Annotated in this window: 26 protein-coding genes and 1 tRNA gene; 5 read left to right on the top strand and 22 right to left on the bottom strand. The window is 31.3% G+C overall.

Annotated elements, in window-relative coordinates:
- A partial coding sequence (gene tnpA / locus BMY79_RS10530) for an IS200/IS605 family transposase (protein WP_143065850.1) occupies positions 1-193 on the bottom strand: 193 nt, incomplete at its 3' end.
- Positions 194-481: 288 nt separating this feature from the next.
- A complete protein-coding gene (locus tag BMY79_RS10525) occupies positions 482-1,747 on the bottom strand; it encodes a diaminopimelate decarboxylase (protein WP_022748924.1) in 1,266 nt (421 codons plus the stop codon).
- Positions 1,748-2,141: 394 nt separating this feature from the next.
- Between BMY79_RS10525 and BMY79_RS12475 the strand changes: the two genes are divergently transcribed.
- Positions 2,142-2,978 carry a lytic transglycosylase domain-containing protein gene (locus tag BMY79_RS12475; RefSeq protein ID WP_074730919.1) on the top strand — a complete coding sequence of 279 codons (837 nt, stop codon included), beginning with the start codon at positions 2,142-2,144 and terminating at the stop codon, positions 2,976-2,978.
- 159 nt (positions 2,979-3,137) lie between these two features.
- On the opposite strand, the gene BMY79_RS10515 is transcribed toward BMY79_RS12475, so the two are convergent.
- The 3 genes from BMY79_RS10515 to BMY79_RS10505 form a co-directional block, all read right to left on the bottom strand.
- Positions 3,138-3,500 carry a response regulator gene (locus BMY79_RS10515; RefSeq protein WP_022748928.1) on the bottom strand — a complete coding sequence of 121 codons (363 nt, stop codon included), beginning with the start codon at positions 3,498-3,500 and terminating at the stop codon, positions 3,138-3,140.
- Between the two features lie 136 nt (positions 3,501-3,636).
- A complete protein-coding gene (locus BMY79_RS10510) occupies positions 3,637-4,059 on the bottom strand; it encodes an ImmA/IrrE family metallo-endopeptidase (RefSeq protein WP_022748930.1) in 423 nt (140 codons plus the stop codon).
- Positions 4,037-4,477, bottom strand: coding sequence for a helix-turn-helix domain-containing protein (locus BMY79_RS10505; RefSeq protein WP_022748931.1), 441 nt, complete (start codon positions 4,475-4,477; stop codon positions 4,037-4,039). The genes BMY79_RS10510 and BMY79_RS10505 overlap by 23 nt, the downstream gene beginning before the upstream one ends.
- Positions 4,478-4,728: 251 nt before the next feature.
- On the opposite strand from BMY79_RS10505, the gene ftsZ reads away from it, so the two are divergent.
- Positions 4,729-5,976: a cell division protein FtsZ gene (gene ftsZ / locus BMY79_RS10500; protein WP_074730918.1), complete on the top strand. Its 1,248-nt coding sequence runs from the start codon at positions 4,729-4,731 to the stop codon at positions 5,974-5,976.
- A 235-nt stretch (positions 5,977-6,211) separates the two neighbouring features.
- Here ftsZ and BMY79_RS10495 read toward each other — a convergent pair whose 3' ends face one another.
- Both BMY79_RS10495 and BMY79_RS10490 read right to left on the bottom strand, forming a co-directional pair.
- Positions 6,212-6,469 carry a DUF6465 family protein gene (locus tag BMY79_RS10495; RefSeq protein WP_022748933.1) on the bottom strand — a complete coding sequence of 86 codons (258 nt, stop codon included), beginning with the start codon at positions 6,467-6,469 and terminating at the stop codon, positions 6,212-6,214.
- Positions 6,470-6,561: 92 nt separating this feature from the next.
- On the bottom strand, positions 6,562-6,822 hold the full coding sequence (locus BMY79_RS10490; RefSeq protein WP_022748935.1) for a hypothetical protein: 261 nt from the start codon (positions 6,820-6,822) through the stop codon (positions 6,562-6,564).
- 320 nt (positions 6,823-7,142) lie between these two features.
- Between BMY79_RS10490 and BMY79_RS10485 the strand changes: the two genes are divergently transcribed.
- Positions 7,143-7,394 (top strand): HPr family phosphocarrier protein, encoded by a 252-nt coding sequence (locus BMY79_RS10485; RefSeq protein WP_022748936.1) that lies wholly within the window; start codon positions 7,143-7,145, stop codon positions 7,392-7,394.
- A 71-nt stretch (positions 7,395-7,465) separates the two neighbouring features.
- On the opposite strand, the gene BMY79_RS10480 is transcribed toward BMY79_RS10485, so the two are convergent.
- Positions 7,466-7,849, bottom strand: coding sequence for a hypothetical protein (locus BMY79_RS10480; RefSeq protein WP_022748937.1), 384 nt, complete (start codon positions 7,847-7,849; stop codon positions 7,466-7,468).
- A 174-nt stretch (positions 7,850-8,023) separates the two neighbouring features.
- Here BMY79_RS10480 and BMY79_RS10475 point away from each other — a divergent pair.
- Positions 8,024-8,095 (top strand) — tRNA-Thr (locus BMY79_RS10475).
- An 86-nt stretch (positions 8,096-8,181) separates the two neighbouring features.
- Here BMY79_RS10475 and BMY79_RS10470 read toward each other — a convergent pair.
- From BMY79_RS10470 to pta, 9 genes are all read right to left on the bottom strand, one after another.
- Complete coding sequence (locus BMY79_RS10470) at positions 8,182-8,775, bottom strand: metallophosphoesterase family protein (RefSeq protein ID WP_022748938.1); 594 nt, start codon at positions 8,773-8,775, stop codon at positions 8,182-8,184.
- A gap of 42 nt (positions 8,776-8,817) precedes the next feature.
- Positions 8,818-10,713 carry a BMP family ABC transporter substrate-binding protein gene (locus BMY79_RS10465; RefSeq protein ID WP_074730917.1) on the bottom strand — a complete coding sequence of 632 codons (1,896 nt, stop codon included), beginning with the start codon at positions 10,711-10,713 and terminating at the stop codon, positions 8,818-8,820.
- Positions 10,714-10,860: 147 nt separating this feature from the next.
- Entirely contained in the window at positions 10,861-11,607 is a 747-nt protein-coding gene (locus BMY79_RS10460) for an adaptor protein MecA (RefSeq protein WP_022748941.1), read from the bottom strand.
- A gap of 188 nt (positions 11,608-11,795) precedes the next feature.
- Positions 11,796-12,395: a sigma-70 family RNA polymerase sigma factor gene (locus BMY79_RS10455; protein WP_022748942.1), complete on the bottom strand. Its 600-nt coding sequence runs from the start codon at positions 12,393-12,395 to the stop codon at positions 11,796-11,798.
- A gap of 39 nt (positions 12,396-12,434) precedes the next feature.
- On the bottom strand, positions 12,435-13,217 hold the full coding sequence (rlmB, locus tag BMY79_RS10450; RefSeq protein ID WP_074730916.1) for a 23S rRNA (guanosine(2251)-2'-O)-methyltransferase RlmB: 783 nt from the start codon (positions 13,215-13,217) through the stop codon (positions 12,435-12,437).
- Positions 13,218-13,262: 45 nt separating this feature from the next.
- The gene (locus BMY79_RS10445) at positions 13,263-13,706 is read right to left on the bottom strand and encodes a Mini-ribonuclease 3 (RefSeq protein ID WP_022748945.1); all 444 of its coding nucleotides are present in this window, start codon (positions 13,704-13,706) and stop codon (positions 13,263-13,265) included.
- Positions 13,691-15,109, bottom strand: coding sequence for a cysteine--tRNA ligase (gene cysS, locus BMY79_RS10440; RefSeq protein WP_074730915.1), 1,419 nt, complete (start codon positions 15,107-15,109; stop codon positions 13,691-13,693). Before cysS ends, BMY79_RS10445 begins: the two co-directional genes overlap by 16 nt.
- Positions 15,110-15,127: 18 nt before the next feature.
- The gene (gene ispF, locus BMY79_RS10435; RefSeq protein WP_022748947.1) at positions 15,128-15,670 is read right to left on the bottom strand and encodes a 2-C-methyl-D-erythritol 2,4-cyclodiphosphate synthase; all 543 of its coding nucleotides are present in this window, start codon (positions 15,668-15,670) and stop codon (positions 15,128-15,130) included.
- Positions 15,671-15,875: 205 nt separating this feature from the next.
- On the bottom strand, positions 15,876-16,868 hold the full coding sequence (gene pta, locus BMY79_RS10430) for a phosphate acetyltransferase (RefSeq protein WP_022748949.1): 993 nt from the start codon (positions 16,866-16,868) through the stop codon (positions 15,876-15,878).
- 229 nt (positions 16,869-17,097) lie between these two features.
- Here pta and BMY79_RS10425 point away from each other — a divergent pair, with 229 nt between their 5' ends.
- Positions 17,098-17,337, top strand: a complete 240-nt coding sequence (locus BMY79_RS10425; RefSeq protein WP_022748950.1) for a hypothetical protein — start codon at positions 17,098-17,100, stop codon at positions 17,335-17,337.
- A 140-nt stretch (positions 17,338-17,477) separates the two neighbouring features.
- On the opposite strand, the gene BMY79_RS10420 is transcribed toward BMY79_RS10425, so the two are convergent.
- The 5 genes from BMY79_RS10420 to BMY79_RS10405 form a co-directional block, all read right to left on the bottom strand.
- Positions 17,478-18,878, bottom strand: coding sequence for a glycoside hydrolase family 32 protein (locus BMY79_RS10420; RefSeq protein ID WP_074730914.1), 1,401 nt, complete (start codon positions 18,876-18,878; stop codon positions 17,478-17,480).
- Positions 18,879-18,937: 59 nt separating this feature from the next.
- On the bottom strand, positions 18,938-19,645 hold the full coding sequence (tsaA, locus tag BMY79_RS10415; RefSeq protein WP_022748952.1) for a tRNA (N6-threonylcarbamoyladenosine(37)-N6)-methyltransferase TrmO: 708 nt from the start codon (positions 19,643-19,645) through the stop codon (positions 18,938-18,940).
- Positions 19,646-19,745: 100 nt separating this feature from the next.
- A complete protein-coding gene (locus BMY79_RS10410) occupies positions 19,746-21,008 on the bottom strand; it encodes a GGDEF domain-containing protein (RefSeq protein ID WP_074730913.1) in 1,263 nt (420 codons plus the stop codon).
- 313 nt (positions 21,009-21,321) lie between these two features.
- The gene (locus BMY79_RS12650) at positions 21,322-21,459 is read right to left on the bottom strand and encodes a hypothetical protein (protein ID WP_143065849.1); all 138 of its coding nucleotides are present in this window, start codon (positions 21,457-21,459) and stop codon (positions 21,322-21,324) included.
- Between the two features lie 31 nt (positions 21,460-21,490).
- The gene (locus tag BMY79_RS10405; RefSeq protein ID WP_074730912.1) at positions 21,491-22,765 is read right to left on the bottom strand and encodes a MobA/MobL family protein; all 1,275 of its coding nucleotides are present in this window, start codon (positions 22,763-22,765) and stop codon (positions 21,491-21,493) included.
- Positions 22,766-23,191 lie beyond the last annotated feature (426 nt).

Here is a 23,191-nt window from a genome sequence, read left to right as displayed (position 1 = left end):
CCAGCATATGCACGTGATCTGGGCATATTTCCGCCTCGATTATCTCTACATGTTTTCTTTTACACAACATGCTGAGAATGTTGGCTATGTCTTGTCGCAATTGCCCATATGCTACCTTTCTTCTGAATTTTGGCGCAAATACAATATGGTACTTACATTCCCACTTTGTATGTGATAAACTATTCATGTCCATCTTGGACCACCTCCTGTAATATTTAGCTTGGCTGGCGAACCAAAGTTATTATATCACGGGAGGTTTTTACTGTAAGCTAAAGCGTCTGTTGTCCCCCTGCATAGCAGGGGGTTTATTAAAACCTTGCTACACAAAAAAATAAGGACAACCCACTGGCTGTCCTTAGAAAGGAGGTTAGTATGAAAAAAATGAAAAAAGTTATCTTATTACTATGTTATTAGTCTAATTGAATATTGTGAAAATTAAATGTCGCATTTTTTAACTTTTCGTTAACTTTTTTCAGACTACTTACTCTTCTATTTTAAGATCATCAAAACAATCAAATGTTGCAAAATAATCTTTTGGAGTCTCCGCTCTTCTAATTAATTGCACACTTCCATCCTTTTTTAATAATAATTCAGCTGATTTTAATTTACCATTATAATTATATCCCATTGCAAATCCATGAGCACCCGTATCATGAATCACCAGATAATCTCCCATGTTTATCTTAGGAAGTTTTCTATCAATAGCAAACTTATCATTATTTTCACATAATGAACCTGTAACATCATAAACATTAGTACATTCTGCATCTTCTTTTCCTAAAACTGTTATATGATGATATGATCCATACATTGCAGGACGCATTAAATTTACAGCACAAGCATCTACTCCAATATATTCCTTATAAATATGTTTCTCATGAATAGCTTGTGTCACAAGACAACCGTATGGTGCTAACATAAATCTTCCCATTTCTGTGAAAATTGCAACATCACCTAGGCCAGCTGGAACTAGTATCTCATCAAATGCTTTATGAACACCTTCTCCAATCTTTGCAATATCATTTCCTTCTTTATCAGGTTCATATGGAACACCTACACCACCTGATAAATTAACAAACTTAATGTCACATCCTGTTGCATCTCTTAATTCAACTACCAATTCAAATAATTGTTTAGCAAGCTGCGGATAATATTCATTAGTTACAGTATTACTAGCTAAGAAAGCATGAATACCAAAATTTTTAGCACCTTTGCTCTTTAAAATCTTATAAGCTTCAAATAATTGTTCTTTAGTCATTCCATATTTAGAATCTCCTGGGTTGTCCATAATTCCGTTGCTCATTTTAAAGACTCCACCCGGATTATATCTACAACTAATAGTTTCTGGAATGTGTCCAATTGCTTCCTCTAAAAATTCTATATGTGTAAAATCATCTAAATTTATAATTGCGCCTAATTTATCTGCATATACAAATTCTTCTCTTGGCGTATCATTTGAAGAAAACATAATATGATCTCCAGTAACGCCTATCGATTTCGAAAGCATTAATTCTGTATATGACGAACAATCGCATCCACAATCATATTCATTTAAAATTTTTAAAATATATGGATTTGGAGTAGCTTTAACTGCAAAATACTCTCTAAATCCTTTATTCCACGAAAAAGCTTTCTTTACAGCTTCAGCATTCTTTCTAATTCCTTCCTCATCATACAAATGAAAAGGCGTTGGATATTTTTTTACAATATTTTCAACTTGCTCTTTTGTAATAAATGGTCTTTTCATAAATCCTCCTATTTTTTTTATCATACAATTATACATAATATTTCGTTAATTATTCCTTTTTTGTTATTTTGTCGTACTTTTTTACTTTAAGTCGTACTTTTTTACTTTAATATGATAAATTTTATTTACATAAGAATACACTATAATTATTTTTTTTTCAAGTATTATTTTTCTTTTACTACACTATATTGTTGAAATATGCTATACTGTTGCTGTTTATTCTTTAATGACACACAATTAAAAGATTAATATCACAATAATTATTAAAATTTTATAAAAATTATTTTTCTTTATTCCTTAATGTAAATGATAATTTGCCGATATAAGTTCTGTAAACTTCTTATACAGGCATCTTACCTTGTTTTTTAAGGTTCGTTTACGAAAGGAGAATTATATGAGTATTTCAATAGTACCATATTTAGATTATGACCTTGTTAAACAACAATTAAAAGCAGCAAGGACCGCTGAATATAATAAAACATTAGCTGATTTTAACTATATTTTAACAACTGCTTCTAATGCTGTTAATAATTATAAAAAAAATTTAGAAACAACTACTAAGGCAGATAATAACTCTGCACTAAATACTAGTACCACAACTGTGACTTATTCGTCAGGCAATAGTAAAGTTGGAAGTTTTAAATATCCAAGCGAATATGAAAAATATTTTGAAGAAGCCTCAAGAACTTACAATGTTGATATTAATTTACTAAAATGTATTGCTAAGGCTGAATCTGATTTTAATCCTAAATGTGTAAGCGGTGCTGGCGCAGTCGGTATAATGCAACTTATGCCCGCTACTGCTAAATCGCTAGGCGTTAGTAATTCATACGATCCACGCGAAAACATTATGGGTGGTGCAAAATATATTGCTGATAAACTCGCTTTATATAACGGTAATGTTTCACTTGCTCTAGCTGCTTATAATGCTGGTAGTGGAAATGTGAAAAAATATGGAGGAATTCCTCCTTTTAAAGAAACTCAAAACTATGTCAAAAAAATATTAAATTACCTAGGTGATGATATGAAAACAACAACAACTATTTCAGATGATAAGCAGCCAAAAACTTCTGCAAATATAGGTACTGCTTATAAGAAATCCGAAGAAGAAATCAACGCAGAATTAAATAATGTTTTAAATTCTACACTCGCTAAAATGAATGTCACAAAGGCATCTTTAGACGAGATGATGGAAGCTTTAAAAGCATACAAAAAAGATTATGAGGCTTAAATGTATTTAAAAAGATGGCATTGTTTGAAAAAATTATCATTTCAAGTTGTGCCATCTTTTATTTTATTATTATTTATTTCAATATTATTTTATTTCAATATTATTTTATTTCAAGTTCGATATCTAGTATTTGGTTTGTTTTTACTATGCTTTAGAATTCTATAGACTAAGCACCCTATTTACTGCTTCTATCATTCTATGCTCTTTAAAAGGCTTTGTAATAAAATCACGTGCACCTGCTTTAATAGCATCAATTACCATAGCCTTTTGTCCCATAGCAGAACAAATAACTAATCTTGCATTAGAATCATATTTCATAATATTTTCACATGCAGTAATTCCATTATCGCCAGGCATTGTAATATCTAAAACTACAAGATCTGGTGATAATTTCTTGTATAACTCTACAACTGTATTTCCATTATCTGCTTCTCCAATAATCTCATGTCCTTCTTTTTCAAGGATGTCTCTAACCATAAGTCTCATAAATTCAGCATCATCGCATATCAATATTCTAGCCATAATACATATCTCCTAATCATCTTTCTTTTATCTATTTTACAACTTCTGAAATGATATCATAGATATGTATACGCTTCAATATTATTTATATGTTTTTAATATAAAGTTTATAGTTTTTATAAAATTTTAATAAAGTTTATGAAAATTTAATGTTATAATCCAAAACACTCTTTACCGCATATGGACTTAAATTTTCTATTGGCATATTTAAACTACTTTCATCAACAAGCAATGCTAACGCAAACAAGTTTGCTTCATACTCTACATTTTTAGCCACATTTTCCGGTGTTACACCAAAATAATTTATATTATCTGGATGCAAAATTGCATGTCCTAACTCATGTGCACATAAAACTTTTTTAGAAAGCTCTGTATACGCTTCATTTATCCATATTGTAGTAGGATAGGACCCTAATTTAATCGTATGAGCCTTAAACCCTCTTACATTGGCTCCATTAAAAACTAAAACTCCTATTTTTTTTGCAATTTCATACGGATCATTAGTTTGCCAATTTTGTTTAATTTCTCTTGCGAGATTAATAATGTCCTTCTTCTTCATTCTTTTGATTATACCTCTCTTTAAAACTAAGACTTACATATCTAAACTGCCTTAATAACTCATTCGCAAACTCAACTATCATCTCATCTGTCATGCTACTTGGATCATATCCTCCATACGCCGCAAGTGTTGGTGTTCTCAAAATAAACTCCATTGCATCTTGTGGATTATTAAATTTTTCTGGAAGAATATTTGATTCTGCTGTTCTGCAAGTTTCTGCACTATTTCCCATAAGCTCTGCCGGTGTAACTTCTAAAATTTCACATAATTTATCAAATACGCGAATTGGTATTTTTTCAATAGATGAGTCCTCATATCTATATACTGTCGAACTCGACACACCTAACTTTTTCGCTATATAATCAACAGATATTTTTTTCTCTTTTCTACGTTGCTTAATTCGTTCTCCTATTGACATTGCAACCTCCGACCTAATTATTAATTTATGATTTTATTTTACAATACTGGTATATTTTTTTCAATATTTTTTCGCATTTTTGCAAATTTTTATTGACTATTTATCGCATAAAAGCTATATTATTAATTAAGTAATTCGCAAAAGTGCGAATTTGATTTTTTGAATTTTTTTTTCAGAATATAAAAAAAACTATATTTTCACAAAATAAACATATATTTACAATATTTATTAACTAAATAGAGGTGACTTTAATGGAAATTTTAAATACAACAACAAATTCTTTAGAGCCAAAAATACTTGTAATAGGTATTGGTGGTGGCGGAAATAACGCTATAAAAAGAATGGCAAATATAAATAGCGATCATGTAGACTACGCTATTTTCAATACAGACAAACAAATTCTTGATTCCTGTGATATTAAATACAAAATTCAAATAGGTGAGAAATTAACAAAAGGCTATGGTGCTGGCTCAAATCCAGCTGTTGGTGAAGCTGCTGCTCACGAAAGTTCTGAAGAAATATCACAACTTGTAGAGAACTATGATATGGTTATTCTCACTTGTGGAATGGGTGGTGGAACTGGTACAGGTGCTACTCCTATTATCGCAGAAATCTGTAAAAAGAAAAAAATACTAACAATTGGAGTTGTTACTTTACCTTTTAAATTCGAGGGTTCTCCAAGATGTAAAGTCGCAAAAGCCGGAATTGAAAATCTCAAAAAAAATATTGATACATTATTAGTTATTCCAAACGACAAATTAATTAATATTTCTGTATCTAATAAACCACTTGGCTTAAATGAAGCTTTTGCACTTGCTGATAATGTTTTAAAATACACTGTCACAAGTATTACAAGTATTATTTTCAATAACGGAATGATTAATCTTGATTTTAATGATCTAAGAACAACTTTAGAAAACAAAGGCATCGGTCATCTTGGAATCGGCATTGTTGATGACAGTAGCCAAATAATTGATGCATTTAAACAAGCTCTTGAATCGCCTCTTCTTGACACAAGAATTGAAGGTTCATCAAATATTTTGATCAACTCAAGTGGCGACGTTAACCTTTTAGATATAAATGATGCAATTTCTTACGTTCAGGCTTTAGCTGGAGAAGACGTTAACATCATTTGGGGTACTGTACAAAATGGCATGGCTGATGCAAATAAAATTGTTATAACAATTATTGCAACTGGAATGAAAGACACAACTACTTATTCAAGCCATCCTACCGCATCACCATCGCAAGATAATTTAAATTCAAGACTACATAATATTTCAGGTTCTAACGGAAATTTAGGTTTAGGAATGAATGCCGACTTTAATTCTAGAATGAACAATGGCAATACTTATGGACTGCCTAATGACATTAATTCTAACGTTTCCACTAATGGAAATGCTACATTAAATAGAATCAATCAACCTGAACCGGTTAAAGCTAGCAAGGAACCATATGATATTAAAATTCCTTCATTCTTACAAAAAAGAAACGATTAAATTACAAAATAATATTTAAACATACATAATAACTAGGATGTGAATCTTTTCATTTCCTAGTTATTTTATTTATAATTTGTTGTTTATAAAATGATATAAAAAAAGAACCAATCAAGACTACATTAACAAATATAATGCCACATTAGCATCACATTTGAAAATGCATCTCAATTCGATTCAATTAAATATAACTATAAATTATTGACTAACTTTAACTATCTAAAACACGCTTCTATTAGAATAATTCTACTTTACCTGTTTCAGTTTTATTTACAACATAATATGCTGCATTTTCTTCTGGTTTAACATAAATTTCCATTGTTTTAATGGCATCTTTATGTCCCTGCTCTTTAAGAGCACTCTGAATTTTTTCGTTTACCTCTTTCTCGTTAACTTCCTGGTTACCGAACTGGAAATAAACCTGTACCTCTTTTGTTTCTTTTTTAGTTGTTGTAGCTTTCTTTTCAGCTTTAAGTGTTTCCTTCTTTACCATTATCGTATACCTCCTCTTTGTAATAATTTTGTAAAAATTCTCTACAAAGAATATAATATACTTTATTAATCAAAAAAGCAAATTAATTTTTATTATTTTCTGTCTTTTTTTCTAATAATGCCATATTTATATTTTATATATCCATGGAAGAATATTCCGACTAGCCAAAACAAAAACATGCAAATATGTGAATTTGTCGCATAAATTCGTTCCCCCTTATATAATTCATACAAAATAATCGCTAAGAAAACCATCATACCAACCTTATATACAAATTCATTACCTTGTATCAATAATAATTCTTTTTTGCCTGGTATATTAAATTTTATATCTTTTAAGTCGTTATTGTTCATTTATTTCACCTTACTTCATATATATTTGACATCCTACATAATGTCTTCTTCCTAAAAGCAGATGTAACACTTACGCAACACCTGATATTATTATACTATGTATTTGCTAATAAATACATACCAATATATTAATTTTCTGTTAAAAGTTCTTAAAAAAGTGCACTATTAAAATGTTTTACTACTTGTTATTTTCTCTTTTTTTTACAATTTTTTGGTTTTCAAAACTTTTTTTTAATTTTTTATTTGCATATTTTACTCAAATTATTTATAGTAGAAGATAGTTGATAATAAATAATTTCATTTATGGGAGGGGTAACAACATGCAAGAAACAAACGTTATCGTATCAAATTGGTTAGAAAGAAAGGGAAATCCTATTGCAGAATTAGTTCAACTTGCTTGCCAGTTTCAGAGTAATATAATTTTGGAAAGTAACGAAAAACATATCAATGCAAAAAGCATTATGGGAATTATGGCATTCAATCCAACTCCTGGTTCAAACATTCAAATTTTAGCAAATGGCGAAGATGAATCAGAAGCAGTAGAATCTCTTAGCAATTTCTTATCAAATTAAATAATAAATAAAAGTCCCATAACATTTATATTGTAACTATCTAACTCACAATATAAATGTATGGGACTTTTTTATGCCACTAAAGAATGTTCATTAAAATATTTTTCAACTTTATCTACCAACTCTGATAGCTGACATGTTTCATATATTCCATTTACAAAATCATGATCATTTTCTACGCCTCTATATGAAACCTCCGTAAAAGTATTAACTCTATTATCCTTGCTCAAAAAATTCCAACTAAAATATACAAATTTTTTTCCTTTTTTTATAAAACCACAAATAAATTGACTTCCTAGAATATAATTTTTCAAATGCATACCTCTATTTTCACACTCTTCAACCAATGCATCTTTGAAATCATCTGCCAAATAAACAAAAAACTTTTCACTAATTTCACCGGAATTAACTGCATACGCTCCATCCCAGTTATCAATAAATTTTTGCAAGTTCATTCTGTCTTGCCCCCTTTTTATTTATTCACCTTCCCACTTACAAACACTATATCGGTTTATCTGAAAATTATCTTGAGTTAATAATTTAATTCTCAGATACTAGGAAATAAACGGTTGATAATTTCTTGACAATTGATTAGTAATTTGATATTATAATCTAGGTAATAGCAAAGTGCTGATGTGGCTCAGAGGTAGAGCACTTCCTTGGTAAGGAAGGGGTCACGGGTTCAATTCCCGTCATCAGCTCTTTTTTTTTACCTATTTTTATTATTAATATAATGTTTTAATGCTATGCAGTAAAGTTATATCTCTATATAAGCGATATATTAAAATTATATCTCTATATAATATTTTTCAAATGCATTTATAACTCTTGTTTTTCCCATAACATCTTCTCTTGGAAAATTGATTCCATAATTCATGTGAACATGGCCGTGTAAAAAAAACTTTGGTTCATATTTTTTTATAATATAATTAAAAACTTCAAAACCTGTATGGCACAAATCTTCTCCATCATGAAAGCCTTTAGCCGGCGAATGAGTCACTAAAATATCAATACCTCTATGACGCCAAATTTTCTTTTTCATTTTTTTGACGCGATGTAGCATCTCTTTTTCTGTATATTGATTAATCCCCCCCATACGATATCTTTGGGATCCACCTAATCCCATTATTTTGATTCCGTTTATATTGACAATTTTATCTTCTATACAAATGCATCCTTCTGGTGGTTTTTCCTTATACGAATCATCGTGATTTCCTCTAACATACAACAATGGTATTGATGTCATAGTTTCAATAAACGTTAGGTAAGAAGAGCTCAAATCTCCACAGGATATAATAAGATCTACATCCTCAAAATCTTCTTTACGAAAATAATCCCAAAAGAGCTTTGACTCTTCATCTGCCAAACATAAAATTTTCATTTCTTAACCCTATATTACCCTTTCCTCTATTCTACTTTGATGTTATTCTACACCTTGTATTTTTACAACATTTTGCGCTTTATCTATCAATTCTGACTTATCCGGAATATGACCGACAATATTTTCAACAAGATAATCCATTTTCATAATATCTTCTGGTCTCATCTCTTTATTAGCTTTATTTATTTGTCTTCCATCTTGAGCATAAATTTCTCCATAAAATGGAGTTACTTCGCCCTTTATAATGTCTTTTTTGATATGCTCTGCTAATAAAGCCACCCTATATGGTACATTTTTGGACATCACAATATCTATAGCTCCTGATGACATTCCCCACCAATAATTGAGAGCTTTTTGTGTCTTTGTTTCCTGTGATTGATAATTACCTTCTAAAATACTTTCTATCATTTTTTCATAAAACATACCCCAATTCCAAATTGGAACCAACAAATTGACTGTTTTACCATTTTCAATTTGATATACTCCAAATTCTCTTGAAGCATGTCGAGGTGTTATCATATCTTGATTTGAAACATAACGCAAATCGTTTTCCTTTAAAAAATTGTCAATATCATAACCTTTTCTTGAGGACCACTCTAAATATACCTTTGCTCTTGGATTTACACACAATGCTCCTAGTGCGAAGGCATTTATATTAGCTGTCGTTCCATAAATTGGATAATCTGCTATATATGCTATCTTATTATTATCCGTCATAGCACCTGCTATCATTCCTGCTATATATTTTGCTTCATACATTCTTGCATAATATGTCCTTATATAGCGATGTGGTGCGTTTAATGAACAGTTAAGTATTTTTACATTTGGATGCTCAATTGCCGCCTTTAAGGACGATCTCATCATCTCTGGAGCAACACCAAAAATAATATTTGTACCTTCGGCAATTACATCATCTAAAATCGATTCTACATTATTTGGTTTTACATCGTAAACGCTTATTGTATCTATTTTGTCAGGAAATTTTTCTTCTAGATATTGTCTTCCTAATTCATGCGCATAAATCCAATCGGAAGTTTCTGGAGCCCTTGGATATAAAAAGGCTACTTTAAGTTTTTGATTGTTTTGTGGCATGAAATAACTTAATAAACCTTTTTTACTATTATTTTCTGTAGGATCTAATATAATATCTATTTTACGACCTGACTCAACTGATAAAAATTCATTCCATGACTTGATGATATTTCTATCATAATCATCTTCTGTCATGTTTTTCATTCCTTCATACGTAAAAATGCTCATAAATACAGCTAATGCATCACCTAGCTCTAATTTTAAATTTTTTATATTATGTCCTTCAAAAGCTCTTGAAAAATCAAATAAAACTCTTTTAAATTCTTCTCTTGCGTCATCTGACCAAGGTTCTTTTTCTCCAACTAATTCTAGAATTTTTGTTGACATTCCCTCTTTGGAAAAATCAATCGTATTTATTCTAGTTACATCTGTAAAATGCATATATTCATAATATACTTTTACATTTTTATCCTCAGAATATTTAGGGATTTTTCTTGTTACAATAGCAGGAATAGAAACAGCCTCAAAGAATTTCATAACACTAACTCTTTTATTTCCCTCTACGACGTAATATTTATTCATATATTCATAACACTCAATGGGATCTCTAATCCCTTCGTTAAGTTGAGCTTCCGATAAAGAAGACCATTTTAAACTAAACTCAGAACCATACTCTAATAAAGGCATAAAGTTTGCTGCAAAAGCTTGAGTTCTTCCTGCCGTACTTGTTCCTACAACTTTCTCTAAAGGAATATTAACTAATCCTAAATATTGATCAGTTTGGATATTTTCATTAGATATCAATTCATCTAAAACAGGTAAATATGGAAAATCACCACTTGAACTTCTTGTTCTATATTCTTTTTTTCCAAGCTTTAATGCTTCTTGGTACTCTGCTGCACCCATTATAAACATATCCTCCTTTTTCCCTTTAATAAAAAACGGCCAAAAATCATTTCAGATTTTTAGCCGTTAATATTTCTAATTAAACAATTAATAATAACCAAAATCATAATCTCATAATCTATTGATTTATTGATTATTAATACAAATTTAAAAATCCTTTAATGAATCAATTGCTTGTCTAACAATAATGCATTTTCCATGTTCTCTAATGTATGACTCTCTTTCTGGTCCAACTTCTATTTTATCAGAATACTCGTCAGCAAGTACTGATAAATGTAAAACTTCTTCTTCTTCACAATCAGAAAGATCTAAAACTAATACATATTTATTTTTTATTTTATACAAAGAATTGTCAACTCTTGTTTCAAGATTAACACGTTTTGCAAAATTTTCCAAGCAAGAAAAATCACTAAATGACATCATTGCAACTACATACGAAATCTCAGTTTCTTCAACTTTCTCATTTAAGCTGCTACTTGAATTATTCTGTTTTTTCTGTTCTCTCTTAGACGATGAACTCGAATTATCGCCCTTAGTCTCACTATAACTTTCATCTTGTGCATAAGGTTTAATCTCATCCCATTTATCTTGAGGAATCGCATTCAAAAGTCCATTCACAAGATCTTTTATATGATCTGTAACTGACTCTCCTTTTTTTTCTGAAAATGTAAGTGAAACTGTATGATTTGGCAAAAAATCAGCTCTAACCGTCTTAACGCCAAGCTCAAAATCCATATCAAATTCTTGTTCAGCTAAATCAAATATATGATTCATGAACTCTTGGGTTTTATCCCCATTTGACATGATATCATCGATGGAGTAACCAAGCCCAGTTATCTCATCTTCGGTAATTACACACTTTATAGTATGTTGTCCCACTCTTGAAAATTCCATACATAATCACCGCCTTCCTCACCAAACATCCTTCATTCGTGTTTATATCACACTAACCATAAAGCTAATGACTTAAAATTGCACTCTAGAGTTTCTAACCTTCTCAACAGATATTTCGGTTTATTTATAAATAAATATGATATAAAAAAATATAATCATAGAAGTTTTTTCGGTATAGGAAACGCTGATTATCGCATTTGAGTCATTTTTTGTCGAATTCGCTGTAATGCGTTATCTATTGATTTTGGACTCTTATTTAATATTTGTGCAATTTTAACATAATTATCTCCCTTAAGATATAATTCTAACACATTTTTTTCTAAATCACTTAGATTATTTCTTAATTTCGAATAAAAATCATTAATTATCTCTTTTTGAATCAATATCTTTTCCGGATTAACGAAGTTTTCATCACTTTCTAAAACTTCTTCTATCTTAAAACCAGATACATCATCATTTTGAGAAAAAGAAATATAATTATTAAGAGGTATGTGTTTTTTTCGATTAGAAGCCTCAACTGCCGAATATATCTGCCGTGACACACACAAATCTGCAAATGAGAAAAAAGTTCTATTTTTACTTTCATCAAAATCTCTCATTGCTTTAAATAGACCTATCATGCCTTCTTGCATAAGATCATCTGTTTCACCACCAATAAGAAACATTGCATTAGCGTGCTTTCTTACTAGCGGTTTATACTTGTTTAAAATATATTCTCCTACTTCGTTATCACCCTTTTTATATTCTTCAATTAATTCTTCATCAGAAAAATCCTGATAATTCTTCACAATACTCTCCTTTTATACTCCACAAATATTATTATACTACTATTTTGCTTTTACAATACGCTGACGAACGATTTCATATGCTAAAACTCCAGTTGCAACTGAAGCATTTAATGAATCAATGTCACCTTTCATTGGAATTGAAGCAATAAAATCACAATTTTCTTTAACTAATTTACTTACGCCTTCGCCTTCATTACCAATAACTAGTCCCATTGGACCTGTTAAATCTAGATTATACATGCTCTCTCCACCCATATCAGCACATACAAACCACATTCCTTTTTCCTTTAACTCTTTGATTGTCTTAGAAATATTAGTAACTTTAGCTACAGGTGTATAGTTGATTGCTCCTGCAGATGTTTTAGCAACTGTAGAAGTAAGACCAACTGCTCTTCTCTTAGGAATAATTACACCATGTGCACCAGCTAAATTCGCTGTTCTAATAATAGCACCTAAATTATGTGGATCCTCGATTCCATCAAGAATAAAGATAAATGGAGCCTCATTTTTGTTTTCAGCAATTTTTAAAATATCCTCAACCTCAGCATATTTGTAGGCTGCACTTACAGCGATTACTCCTTGGTGATGTCCTGTCTCAGAAATCTGATCTAATCTCTCTTTAGCAACAAAATTCATAATAGTATCATGTTTTCTTGCTTCTCTTACAATTGATCTGATTGGTCCATCTTGACAACCATCTAAAATATATACCTTATCAATTGTTTTACCTGAACGAAACGCCTCAAGTACAGCATTTCTGCCCTCGATTTTGTTTCCATCTACTTTTTCTTCTTCATGGTTTTTAATTTTTTCAAATGCCATTTAATTTTCTCCTATAAAAAGATTGTTATTATTAAAATTCATCGACTATATATTAAAATCAGCTTTTTCAAGACCAATTTTAGTCAATTCTAAGATTCTTTCAAATCTATCTTGTAAATATAAGTATCCTACTAATGCTTCAAAACCAGTTGCTTTTCTGTAATCTTTCATAGAGGCATTTTTGGCCATAGTTGGTGACTTAGCATTTCTTCCTCTTTTATAGATTTCTGTTTCTTCTTCTGTTAAAAGATCTTCTATTGCTTCAATAACTTGAGCTTGTGCATTAGCTTTAACGATTTGGCTAGTTCTCATATGAAGTTTACTAGCCTTTGTGTTACCTCGTCCAACGATAATTGAACGAATTACTAAATCATAAATTCCGTCTCCTATATATGCAAGTGTAAGGGGCGAATATGTTCTAATATCAACTTCCTTAACATCAAAAAAATTTCTGATGGTAGAATCAATTTTAATTATACTATCTCCCATACTACACCCTCTCTTGTATCTTTAATACTTACACCTTTAGCTAAAAGTTCATCTCTGATAGCATCTGCTTTTGCAAAATCTTTTGCCTTTTTAGCAGCTTTTCTTTCTTCGATTTTATCAAGAATAAATTGTTCTAATTCGGCATCAACGCTTCCTTTTTCTTCTTCCATTTCTTTTGTTAAATCAAGAGATAATACTTTATCAAAATCTTCTACTAATGCATATTTAGTAGCATCATTTATATCTGCTTTTAATAAATCATATACAACTGTAATTGCCATTGATGTATTAAGGTCATTGCTTATAGCATCAATAAATTGTTCTTGATATTTTGCAAAAGCTTCTTGATCTACTTCACCATTTTTATCTAATGAAGTAACTTTTTTACGCAATTTTTGATAAGCAACCTTAATATTTTCTAAAATCTCATATGAAAACTCTAATGGTTTACGATAATGAGATTGTAAACAAAACATTCTATATACTAATGGATTAAATCCTTCTTCCTCTAAAGTAGAAACTGTAAGGAAGTGACCCTTTGATTTACTCATTTTGCCAGATTTATCATTTAAATGATTAACATGGAACCAATACTTACACCATTCATGTCCAATTATTGACTCAGACTGTGCAATTTCGTTAGTGTGATGTGGGAAAATATTATCAACACCACCACAATGTAAATCAATGTATTCGCCTAAATGTTTAAGACTGATACAAGAACATTCAATGTGCCATCCTGGGTAACCTACGCCCCATGGACTATCCCATTTTAAAGCCTGATCCTCAAATTTAGATTTAGTGAACCATAAAACGAAATCAGTTTTATTTTTTTTGTTAACATCAGTCTCAACATCATCACGAACAGCCTCTTTTAATTTTTCCTGCTCAACAGCTGATGAAAAAACATAATAGTCATCTAATTTAGATGTATCGAAATAAATGTTACCGCCTGCTTGATACGCATATCCTTTATCAATAAGAATCTCTATTTTTTTGATAAAATCATCTATACAATTAGTTGCTGGTTCTACAACATCTGGTTTCTTAATGTTAAGCTTAGCGCAATCACTAAAGAATGCATCTGTGTAAAATTTAGCGATTTCCATTACTGTTTTGTGCTCTCTTTTAGCACCTTTTAACATCTTATCTTCGCCTGTATCTGCATCACTCGCTAAGTGACCAACATCTGTAATGTTCATTACTCTTTTTACGTCATATCCAACGTAACGTAAAACCTTCTCTAAAACGTCTTCCATAATGTAACTTCTTAAGTTACCAATGTGTGCAAAATGATAGACTGTTGGTCCACAAGTATACATGCCAACTTTGCCATCAACATTTGGAATAAACGTATCTACTTCTCTAGTTAATGTATTATAAAAACGTACTCTGTTTTCCATTAAGTTTCTCCCTTATTTTTACTTTTTGCTGCATCCGCTACAACCAGCACATCCTGTTGCCGAAGGTCCAACTGCAACACTTGCCTCATAAAAGCCAGTCAATGAACAAATTGCATTCGCAGCGATTCCTTCTTGTCTACCTGTAAAACCAAGCTTCTCTTCTGTTGTGGCTTTAACATTAACTTGATTAATATTAATCTTAAGAGCCTTGGCAATATTTTGTTCCATCTGTTCTATATATGGTCTAAATTTTGGACGTTGTGCAATGATTGTTGCATCAATATTTTCTATAAAATAGCCTTCTTCTTCTATTAAATCTCTTACATGTTCAAGTAATTTAACAGAACTAATGCCTTTATATCTGTCATCTGTATCTGGAAAATGCTTACCAATGTCACCTAAAGCTGCTGCACCTAAAATTGCATCCATAATAGCGTGTAATAAAACATCTGCATCAGAATGTCCTAATAAGCCAAGCTCATGAGGGATATCTACCCCTCCTACTATGAGTTTTCTATCAGGTACAAGCCTGTGAACATCGTATCCCATACCTACTCTCATGCTTTACCCTTCCTTTTTATCTATTCTATAAAAAAAGACACTTACCCATCTTTTTATATTTTCACTTAGTTATCATATCATGGTAAAAAAACAAAGTCAATTACATGAAAAATACTCCACAAATGATTTAATAAAAATTTCATTTTGCGGAGTATTTATAGATTTTATTTCATATTTACATGTTAATTTTTATACTTTTTTTATTTTATGCTAAAGCCGCTGTAATGATAGCCATTGAGTAAACCTCAAGTGCGTTACATCCACGAGACAAATCATTAATTGGTGCGTTTAGACCTAATAAAATAGGACCATATGCATCAAACTGACCTAATCTTTGAGCAATCTTATATCCAATGTTACCAGCATTGATATCTGGGAAAATAAATGTATTAGCATGTCCTGCGACTTCTGACTCTGGACATTTAGTTCTCGCAACTCTTGGTGAAACTGCTGCATCAAATTGTAATTCGCCATCAATCTTAAGATCAGGATATTTTTCTTTAGCCTTATTAGCTGCATTACGCATTTTATCTACATCCTCACCTTTTCCTGAGCCAAATGTAGAATAGCTTAAGAATGCGATTTCTGGATCAACACCAAAGATTTTAGCACATTTAGCGATTTCTCCTGAAATCTCAACTAAATCATCCTCTGATGGATGAATATTGATAGCGCAATCCCCCATTGCTAATACTTCATTGCCACCTGTAGCTGACTGACGAACAAGAATAAAACAAGAAGATACTATACTGTTACCTGGTTTAGTTTTGATAAGTTGAAGCGCTGGACGAACAGTATCAGCTGTCGAATAAGTTGCGCCACCAAGTAAAGCATCTGCAATTCCCATTTTAACAAGCATTGTTCCAAAATAATTAGCATGTCTTAAAGTTGCTCTAGCTTGTTCCTCTGTAACTCCTTTACTTTTTCTAAGTTCGCAAAATAACTCAACCATTTCATCTATTCTGTCGAAATTATCAGGGTCAATTACTTTTGCTCCTCTGATATTATAGCCACTTTCTTCTGCAGAATTATATACTTCATCAGGATTTCCTACTAGTATTGGCGCTAAGAAATTACTTGCTAAAAGTCTTGACGCAGCCTCTAAAATACGAGGATCTGATCCTTCAGTAAACACGATTTTTTTAGGATTCTTTTTTAAAATTTCAATTAATTGACCAAAACCATTTACGTTACTCATTTCTTTCTCCTTTATAAATATATTTGTTAACTAATTATAATTTTACGCTCTTTTATATAAAAAAACAATAAAATAGTTGTATTTTAACAAGTACAATGCTAATTTTTTTCGTTATTTTAAACGATAATATGGGTAATAATATGTATTTTTTCTATATGACATGCACTTGCATATATAAACTTTACATCTTAGAATTAATAGAAAACACTTTTCCTACAAGGAGGTAAATATGAAACTTAAAGATCATCTCAGAGGAAATATCGAAATAATGGAATTTTTAGACGCTGTAAAAAGATGTCGTGGCGATGTTTTATTTCAGACAACAGAGGGCGATTCACTAAATCTTAAAAGTCAGTTATCTGAGTATATATTTTTAGCGTCAGCTCTTACAAATGATATTATACAACGCGGTGAAATTATCATTGAAAATCCCGCAGATTTAGATTACCTCGAAAAATACGTTGATTGAATTTAAGTTCTAGATTTCTAGACGGTAAATTTAAAAAAGCCAAGACTGTATCCGTTTCTTTTTGTCTTGTTTACAAGAAGTAACGGTAGTCTTGGCTATATTTTTTAAAAAATCTAAAATTTCTTCTAACGAATACTATTCTATATTTCTTCTAAAGAGTACGCTTTTACATTTTCAACATTTTCAAATTTAGCAACAATATTGTCATCATTTGGATAATATCTAGATGTAAATACAACTTCACCTTTGTTAACGTAAATTTCAATAATTGATTGGTCCATAAAAATTCTAATATCATCAATCTTATCAATTTTAGCACGTCTGATATCTCTCTTGCATCCAGTATCATTTAAGAAATCCAATTTGCATACTCCATCTTCATATGCAAAAATCAAATCGTCATTATCATTAGCATCACCAAAGACAATTTTGAATTGATCACTATCTGTAGTGCAAACTTCCATATCAAACGAACTATCAAGTGTTACATGTTTCTTATTATCAGCTACGACAATCTCTTTTTCTGCTTGTCTTAACGACTCATAACCTTTGATAGGATATGTCTTAAAAATTTTCTTGTCAGAATCATATGAAATTTCTCTAAATAAAGTTAACGAATGTTCGAAGCCTTCCTCTAAAGATTTAGCATTATTATATGGAGCATCTGGAACCCCAGCCCATCCGATAATTATCTTCTTACCATCTCGAGCTTCAAATACCTGTGGTGCATAAAAATCAAATCCCATATCCCACTCTTTAAAGTTAGAAACTGTAATATCTTTCTCAAGTTCTTCATTAGTTGAATGAATTGTATTATCATTTAAAATGAAGTAACCAGACTGATACATGTTCATAAATTTGAATTCTTCGCTTTCCATTCCTTGTGGGCATCCACCAATTGCCTTGATGCCATCCACTTCAAAATAATCTGGACACTCAAACATATAACCTAACTTAGCGCTTGGTGTATACTCTTTGTAAAGTTTCCAGTTTTTCTTATCACTTGACTCAAAAATCAACATAGATGCTTTATCGTCAACTGATCTAGCACCTAAAAACATATAATATTTGTCATCTTCCTTCCACACCTTTGGATCACGTACGTGAAGTCCCATGCTCTTAGGAAAGTCTTCATTTGTCATTAGTAATTCTTTTTCAGAAAAATTAATACCATCTTCACTTGATAAATAAATTACATTTTGCTCTCTTCCTGTTAAAATGTAATCAAAATCACCTTGATGCTTTACATTTCCTGTATAAAAAAGCTCCATTTTGCCATCTCCACAAAATGCAGTTCCTGAATAAACACCATCTTTATCTTGAGGAATGTCTGGCTTAAGTGCAATTCCGTTATCTTCCCAGTGAATCATATCCTCTGAACTTACGTGTCCCCAGTACTTTAATGTACTCTCTGGATAATCTGGCGAATATTGGTAAAAAATATGATATTTGCCATCATAATAGCAAGAACCATTTGGATCATTAACCCATCCTTTTTTACCGAATATATGATACATATGTTTGTAAGTTTTGTTTCTCATGCAATTCTCCTATAAATATATTTTCTTTTTATTACTCTTAAATCGCTGCTAGTACTGCGTTACTTAATCTCTTTAAAATTATCATCCCTATAACATATATCTACTACTTTTAATATATTATCTTCCACTTTAAAGCGTACATCGCATTCTCTAAATGCCATACCATAGATATAATCTTCCTTCTTGTTATATGCAGCTCTAGGATCCTGTCTTAAAACTTCAGTTAACGTCTGCTTAGTCTCCTCAGAAATAATATCCGAAAAATCCTTTTCAAATACTACATCAATCCTAGTATCCTTAGTAGACACAGTATATCCTTCTTTAGCATCTACATGAGCGTCTGCATATGGAATATATGGCTTGATATCATAAATCGGAGTACCATTTAATATATCAATTCCAGAAACATAAATAACAGGAGCTTGATCCGATGTCGTATCGATTTGTAAAATTTCAACAGAGGATAAGCCCAGTCTATTAGGTCTAAATGGAGATCTAGTAGCAAATACTCCTTTTTTAGTTGTACCACCTAACTTAGGCGGATGTACCATTGGTACAAATTTCTCTGGATTAACATTAGACTTCGAAAACTCCCAAATCAACCACACATGAGAAAACTCCTCTAAACCTTGTATCGCTAAAACGTCTCTGTATTTCTTTTCAAAAACAATCTTGCCTGTCAATTGTTTAACTAATCCACTTTGTCTTGGTATACCAAACTTTTCAGAAAAGTCTGTGTATATCACAGCTATAGGTTCAATGTTCAACAACTTGTCTCCTTTAAAGATATTATCTCGCAAAATATGAAATCAATTTCGCATTTTACATAATCAAAAGATTACCATAAAAACAAGCATTTTTCAATACTTAAGACTCTTTATACATGTCATTTTTTTTATGATATGATTCTTTTTCTTGATATAAATGTTCATCTGCGAATTTAATAATTACTTTAGGATCATCCTTTGAATTTTTGCACACACTATACCCTACACTTAAAGACAATTCATACTCAAGATTTAAATTTTTGCACTCCTCTTCTAGCTCTTTGTTTAATCTTTTACAAAGAGTGTTATAAATGTTGTTTTCGAAATATTCTTCTATTGCGATAGATCTTTGATTTGTATTTCTTCTTTTAGAGATATTATTAAGCCTTGGTAGTCTATTATGGAAAATCATGATAAATTCATCTCCACCATAACGACCAACAAAGCAATTATTAGATGAAGCAACTTTTTTTATTACATTTCCAACAATTACTAATGCTCTATCTCCCTCAAGATGTCCATATCTGTCATTAACAAGCTTAAATCTATTAACATCTATCATAAATACTGCAACTTCTTCTTTCCCTTCTACTAATTCACTTATAGTCTTATGAAGATACTCCTCTGCCACACGTCTATTGTTTAATCGAGTTAGACCATCCATTCTTACTCTTGTCTCTTGTATGCTAATATATGTGAAAAAAATTGCAGCTAAATGAGACACTGTTGTAACTGTTAGCACTCTCAAAAAATGACTAAACACTACAATTGGTGTCAAAATAAACATATATCCTATAAATAAAATTATTTCTTGTCTTCTATCTCTTTCTTTTAATTTAGTTGCGGTTATAATTGTTTCAATTACTACAAAAACAAAATACATTCCAAAAAATACATACAGCAAGTAATAATACTTATCATATATAATTTCTGCTCTTTTTCCTTTTTGTATCACATGGAAAACAAAATCATACTTATACGCTGATACTATCAAAATTACAGCAAAATAGATAGGAATAGAAAACAATCGTCTAAACCACCTTTTCTCTATAAAATCTATTTGTAAATGATAAACATAATATTTAATCCACAAATACATTGTACAACTAACTGATATATGACACACTACTGCTAAGGTCAACAACATTGGAGCATCAATATTAATCACCTTTAACTCATTAAGTGTCCATAACCATGTTGCGGCTAAATATATCAAATATGATACAATTTGGGCTTTAAAATATTGAATTTCTTTTTCAGATCCAAAATCTGATTTTATACTCATGAAAACATACCATGAAAAAGTTCCGTAAAAGCAATATGATACGGTTAAAACTATCGTATTCTCTATATATAATTGCATATTAACTCCTCTTTCTTTTGTCAAGTTATAATAATTATTTAATATTTTGGGATTTATTATTTGTATATTTATGTCGTTTTTATCACTCTAGTTTATGAATAGTTTTTTGTATTTAGACTCTAAATTGCAAGCAGAAGATACAAGTAAAAAATCGACATATACTCTGTACGAAAATGCTGTACGTACAAAATATATGTCGGCATATTTGAAGTGAATATTCATTTTTTGGATGGGTAAAATTTATATGGTGATATGTTGTTTAATATCTTCTTCGCTTACTAATCCAGTGACTAAATGTCAATAGTAACGTGTACTATTTTGAATCCACTTTTAGGACTCTTTTTAAGGTTTCATAAAAAGTTTTCCCTTTGTCCTTAAAATGCAGACTCACAATGTACGTGGTCTTTCCAATAATTTTTATAATTTGATTTGAAGTTTTTTTCTCGTCCATAAACTCTCCTTTCAAAAAAGAGAAATCATAGCTATCTCTCTTGTCTATGCTTCCTCTCAACCTTGTGTTGCTCTTTATTTCTCTTGTCGTTTGCTCGCTCTCTGTCTTCGTTAGTCTTGTTGTAATCAAGAACCTCAGCAAAAGCTAAACCAGAAAGCTCCGACTTAATTTCTTTCTTGATATACTCTGGATCATCTTCGCCCTTGCTGAGCTTTTTATTTAACCTATCGTATTTCTCCTCATGCTCAGCAAGGTAGCCCTGCAAAGAATCAAAGGTTGTGATGTTTTTTAACTCTACGAAAGCCACCATATTATTGGGATCTTGGAGTCTTTCTCTGTGAGAAACCTTCCTCAAAAACTTACCGCTGATAATCGGCAACTGTAAAATCTTATGACGTTTACAAACTGACTCAATAAGCTCGATAACTTCATTACTTGTATCTTTGATTTTAGCTTTGAAGTTTTCAATGCTTGCAGAAGTCCTTGTGATAAAGTCAATGAGTCCTCTGATTTCCATAACCTTGCGGTTGTAATCTCCTCGCTCTGTACGAATGCCTTTTTTCTCCAATGCATTAGCTCGACTTCCCAGATGAATGGTTGGTAGTTCTTCCATGCCTAGTTCTTTGAATGACCTATGCTCCCAATGTTCATTTATCTTCAATGCATCATTGGTTTCATTGATAAGCTCCGTAAGATTCTTTCTCCACATTTTTGCTTTGCTTGGCTCATCCCAATCTGTGGTTTTCTCTGTCTTGGACTTGTAACCTTTCTTGGTTCGGATTTTATTTCCGTCCTTATCAAGAATATAGATTTTCTTTTGCTTTGGCATCCACTTGCCGTTTTCATCAATTGCCCTTAATGTTAGCAATAAATGAAAATGCAGATTGCGTTGTCCTTTTTCATTAACTGAATCATTGATTGCCCCATCTGCACACATACCTTTAGAAACAAAATTGTCTTTCACATATTTTCTAACCACTTCTTCCGCAACTTCATAAGTCCAATCATTTGGAAGTGAAGCTTTAAACATCCTACAAAGCTGTGCATTATGTTGCTTCTCAATAGCCTCTACTGAGTTCCAAAGTGCGGCTCTATCTTGATATTCCTTTGGTTCATTCTCTGGTAAATCAATCTCCTTATGAACTAAATCCTCTTTAGGGTCTGGCTTGTATGTGTGCCCATCATACTCGCTATAAAGTTCTTCACGGCTGATATAACCAGCTGCATCAATAGCGGAGGGACAAGAACAATGCTTATTGCCACCTCTCGTCATTACGCTAAAACGTGTGCTCATCCATTTCGGCATGGACTAGTACCTACGGTTGGGCACACGAAAGATCCTCAGATCAGGATAGCCATATTTTATTATGGGTATCCTTGTTTGGGGATGCACAAAGGGGTAGGAGCGTTTTTTGCTCCGTAGGGGAAAGGTATTTTCCCCTGTTAGAGTCAGGCAAAAATAACCAAATACAGATAGGTTAAAATAACCAAAATAGTGACGGGAGAAATTAGCCATAAAAGTTCAACTAAAAAAAGCCATTACGATTTATTTTATATCCTTTATACTGATATTAGCCAATGTACCAGTATATTAGAATGAATGAGAAAAATCGTAATGACTTACAAGAAATTTTAACACAAGCACTTAATGAAATAAAGGATGAATTAGGTGAAAAATTTAATATTGATAAGGTTAATCTCGCTGAACTTGAGAGAAGAACCGGTATATCCA

Origin of the sequence: Lachnobacterium bovis, from assembly GCF_900111325.1 — a bacterium.
In the GTDB taxonomy this organism is placed as follows: Bacteria; Bacillota; Clostridia; order Lachnospirales; family Lachnospiraceae; genus Roseburia; species Roseburia bovis_A.
Note: the sequence above shows the minus strand (reverse complement) of the source record. Positions and strands in the feature narration are given on the sequence as shown.

Excerpts from the sequence above, each read along its gene's own strand:
- BMY79_RS10480 (WP_022748937.1), bottom strand. The coding sequence starts at position 7,849 with ATGAACTTGCAAAAATTTATTGATAACTGGGATGGAGCGTATGCAGTT.
- ispF (WP_022748947.1), bottom strand. The coding sequence starts at position 15,670 with ATGAGAGTAGGTATGGGATACGATGTTCACAGGCTTGTACCTGATAGA.
- BMY79_RS10490 (WP_022748935.1), bottom strand. The coding sequence starts at position 6,822 with ATGAACAATAACGACTTAAAAGATATAAAATTTAATATACCAGGCAAA.
- BMY79_RS10510 (WP_022748930.1), bottom strand. The coding sequence starts at position 4,059 with ATGAAGAAGAAGGACATTATTAATCTCGCAAGAGAAATTAAACAAAAT.
- BMY79_RS10505 (WP_022748931.1), bottom strand. The coding sequence starts at position 4,477 with ATGTCAATAGGAGAACGAATTAAGCAACGTAGAAAAGAGAAAAAAATA.
- BMY79_RS12475 (WP_074730919.1), top strand. The coding sequence starts at position 2,142 with ATGAGTATTTCAATAGTACCATATTTAGATTATGACCTTGTTAAACAA.
- BMY79_RS10445 (WP_022748945.1), bottom strand. The coding sequence starts at position 13,706 with ATGGGAGATAGTATAATTAAAATTGATTCTACCATCAGAAATTTTTTT.
- BMY79_RS10465 (WP_074730917.1), bottom strand. The coding sequence starts at position 10,713 with ATGGGTGCAGCAGAGTACCAAGAAGCATTAAAGCTTGGAAAAAAAGAA.
- ftsZ (WP_074730918.1), top strand. The coding sequence starts at position 4,729 with ATGGAAATTTTAAATACAACAACAAATTCTTTAGAGCCAAAAATACTT.
- rlmB (WP_074730916.1), bottom strand. The coding sequence starts at position 13,217 with ATGGCATTTGAAAAAATTAAAAACCATGAAGAAGAAAAAGTAGATGGA.
- BMY79_RS10495 (WP_022748933.1), bottom strand. The coding sequence starts at position 6,469 with ATGGTAAAGAAGGAAACACTTAAAGCTGAAAAGAAAGCTACAACAACT.
- BMY79_RS10410 (WP_074730913.1), bottom strand. The coding sequence starts at position 21,008 with ATGCAATTATATATAGAGAATACGATAGTTTTAACCGTATCATATTGC.
- pta (WP_022748949.1), bottom strand. The coding sequence starts at position 16,868 with ATGAGTAACGTAAATGGTTTTGGTCAATTAATTGAAATTTTAAAAAAG.
- BMY79_RS10420 (WP_074730914.1), bottom strand. The coding sequence starts at position 18,878 with ATGAGAAACAAAACTTACAAACATATGTATCATATATTCGGTAAAAAA.
- BMY79_RS10525 (WP_022748924.1), bottom strand. The coding sequence starts at position 1,747 with ATGAAAAGACCATTTATTACAAAAGAGCAAGTTGAAAATATTGTAAAA.
- BMY79_RS10425 (WP_022748950.1), top strand. The coding sequence starts at position 17,098 with ATGAAACTTAAAGATCATCTCAGAGGAAATATCGAAATAATGGAATTT.
- BMY79_RS10515 (WP_022748928.1), bottom strand. The coding sequence starts at position 3,500 with ATGGCTAGAATATTGATATGCGATGATGCTGAATTTATGAGACTTATG.
- BMY79_RS10485 (WP_022748936.1), top strand. The coding sequence starts at position 7,143 with ATGCAAGAAACAAACGTTATCGTATCAAATTGGTTAGAAAGAAAGGGA.
- BMY79_RS10470 (WP_022748938.1), bottom strand. The coding sequence starts at position 8,775 with ATGAAAATTTTATGTTTGGCAGATGAAGAGTCAAAGCTCTTTTGGGAT.
- cysS (WP_074730915.1), bottom strand. The coding sequence starts at position 15,109 with ATGGAAAACAGAGTACGTTTTTATAATACATTAACTAGAGAAGTAGAT.
- BMY79_RS12650 (WP_143065849.1), bottom strand. The coding sequence starts at position 21,459 with ATGGACGAGAAAAAAACTTCAAATCAAATTATAAAAATTATTGGAAAG.
- BMY79_RS10460 (WP_022748941.1), bottom strand. The coding sequence starts at position 11,607 with ATGGAATTTTCAAGAGTGGGACAACATACTATAAAGTGTGTAATTACC.
- BMY79_RS10405 (WP_074730912.1), bottom strand. The coding sequence starts at position 22,765 with ATGCCGAAATGGATGAGCACACGTTTTAGCGTAATGACGAGAGGTGGC.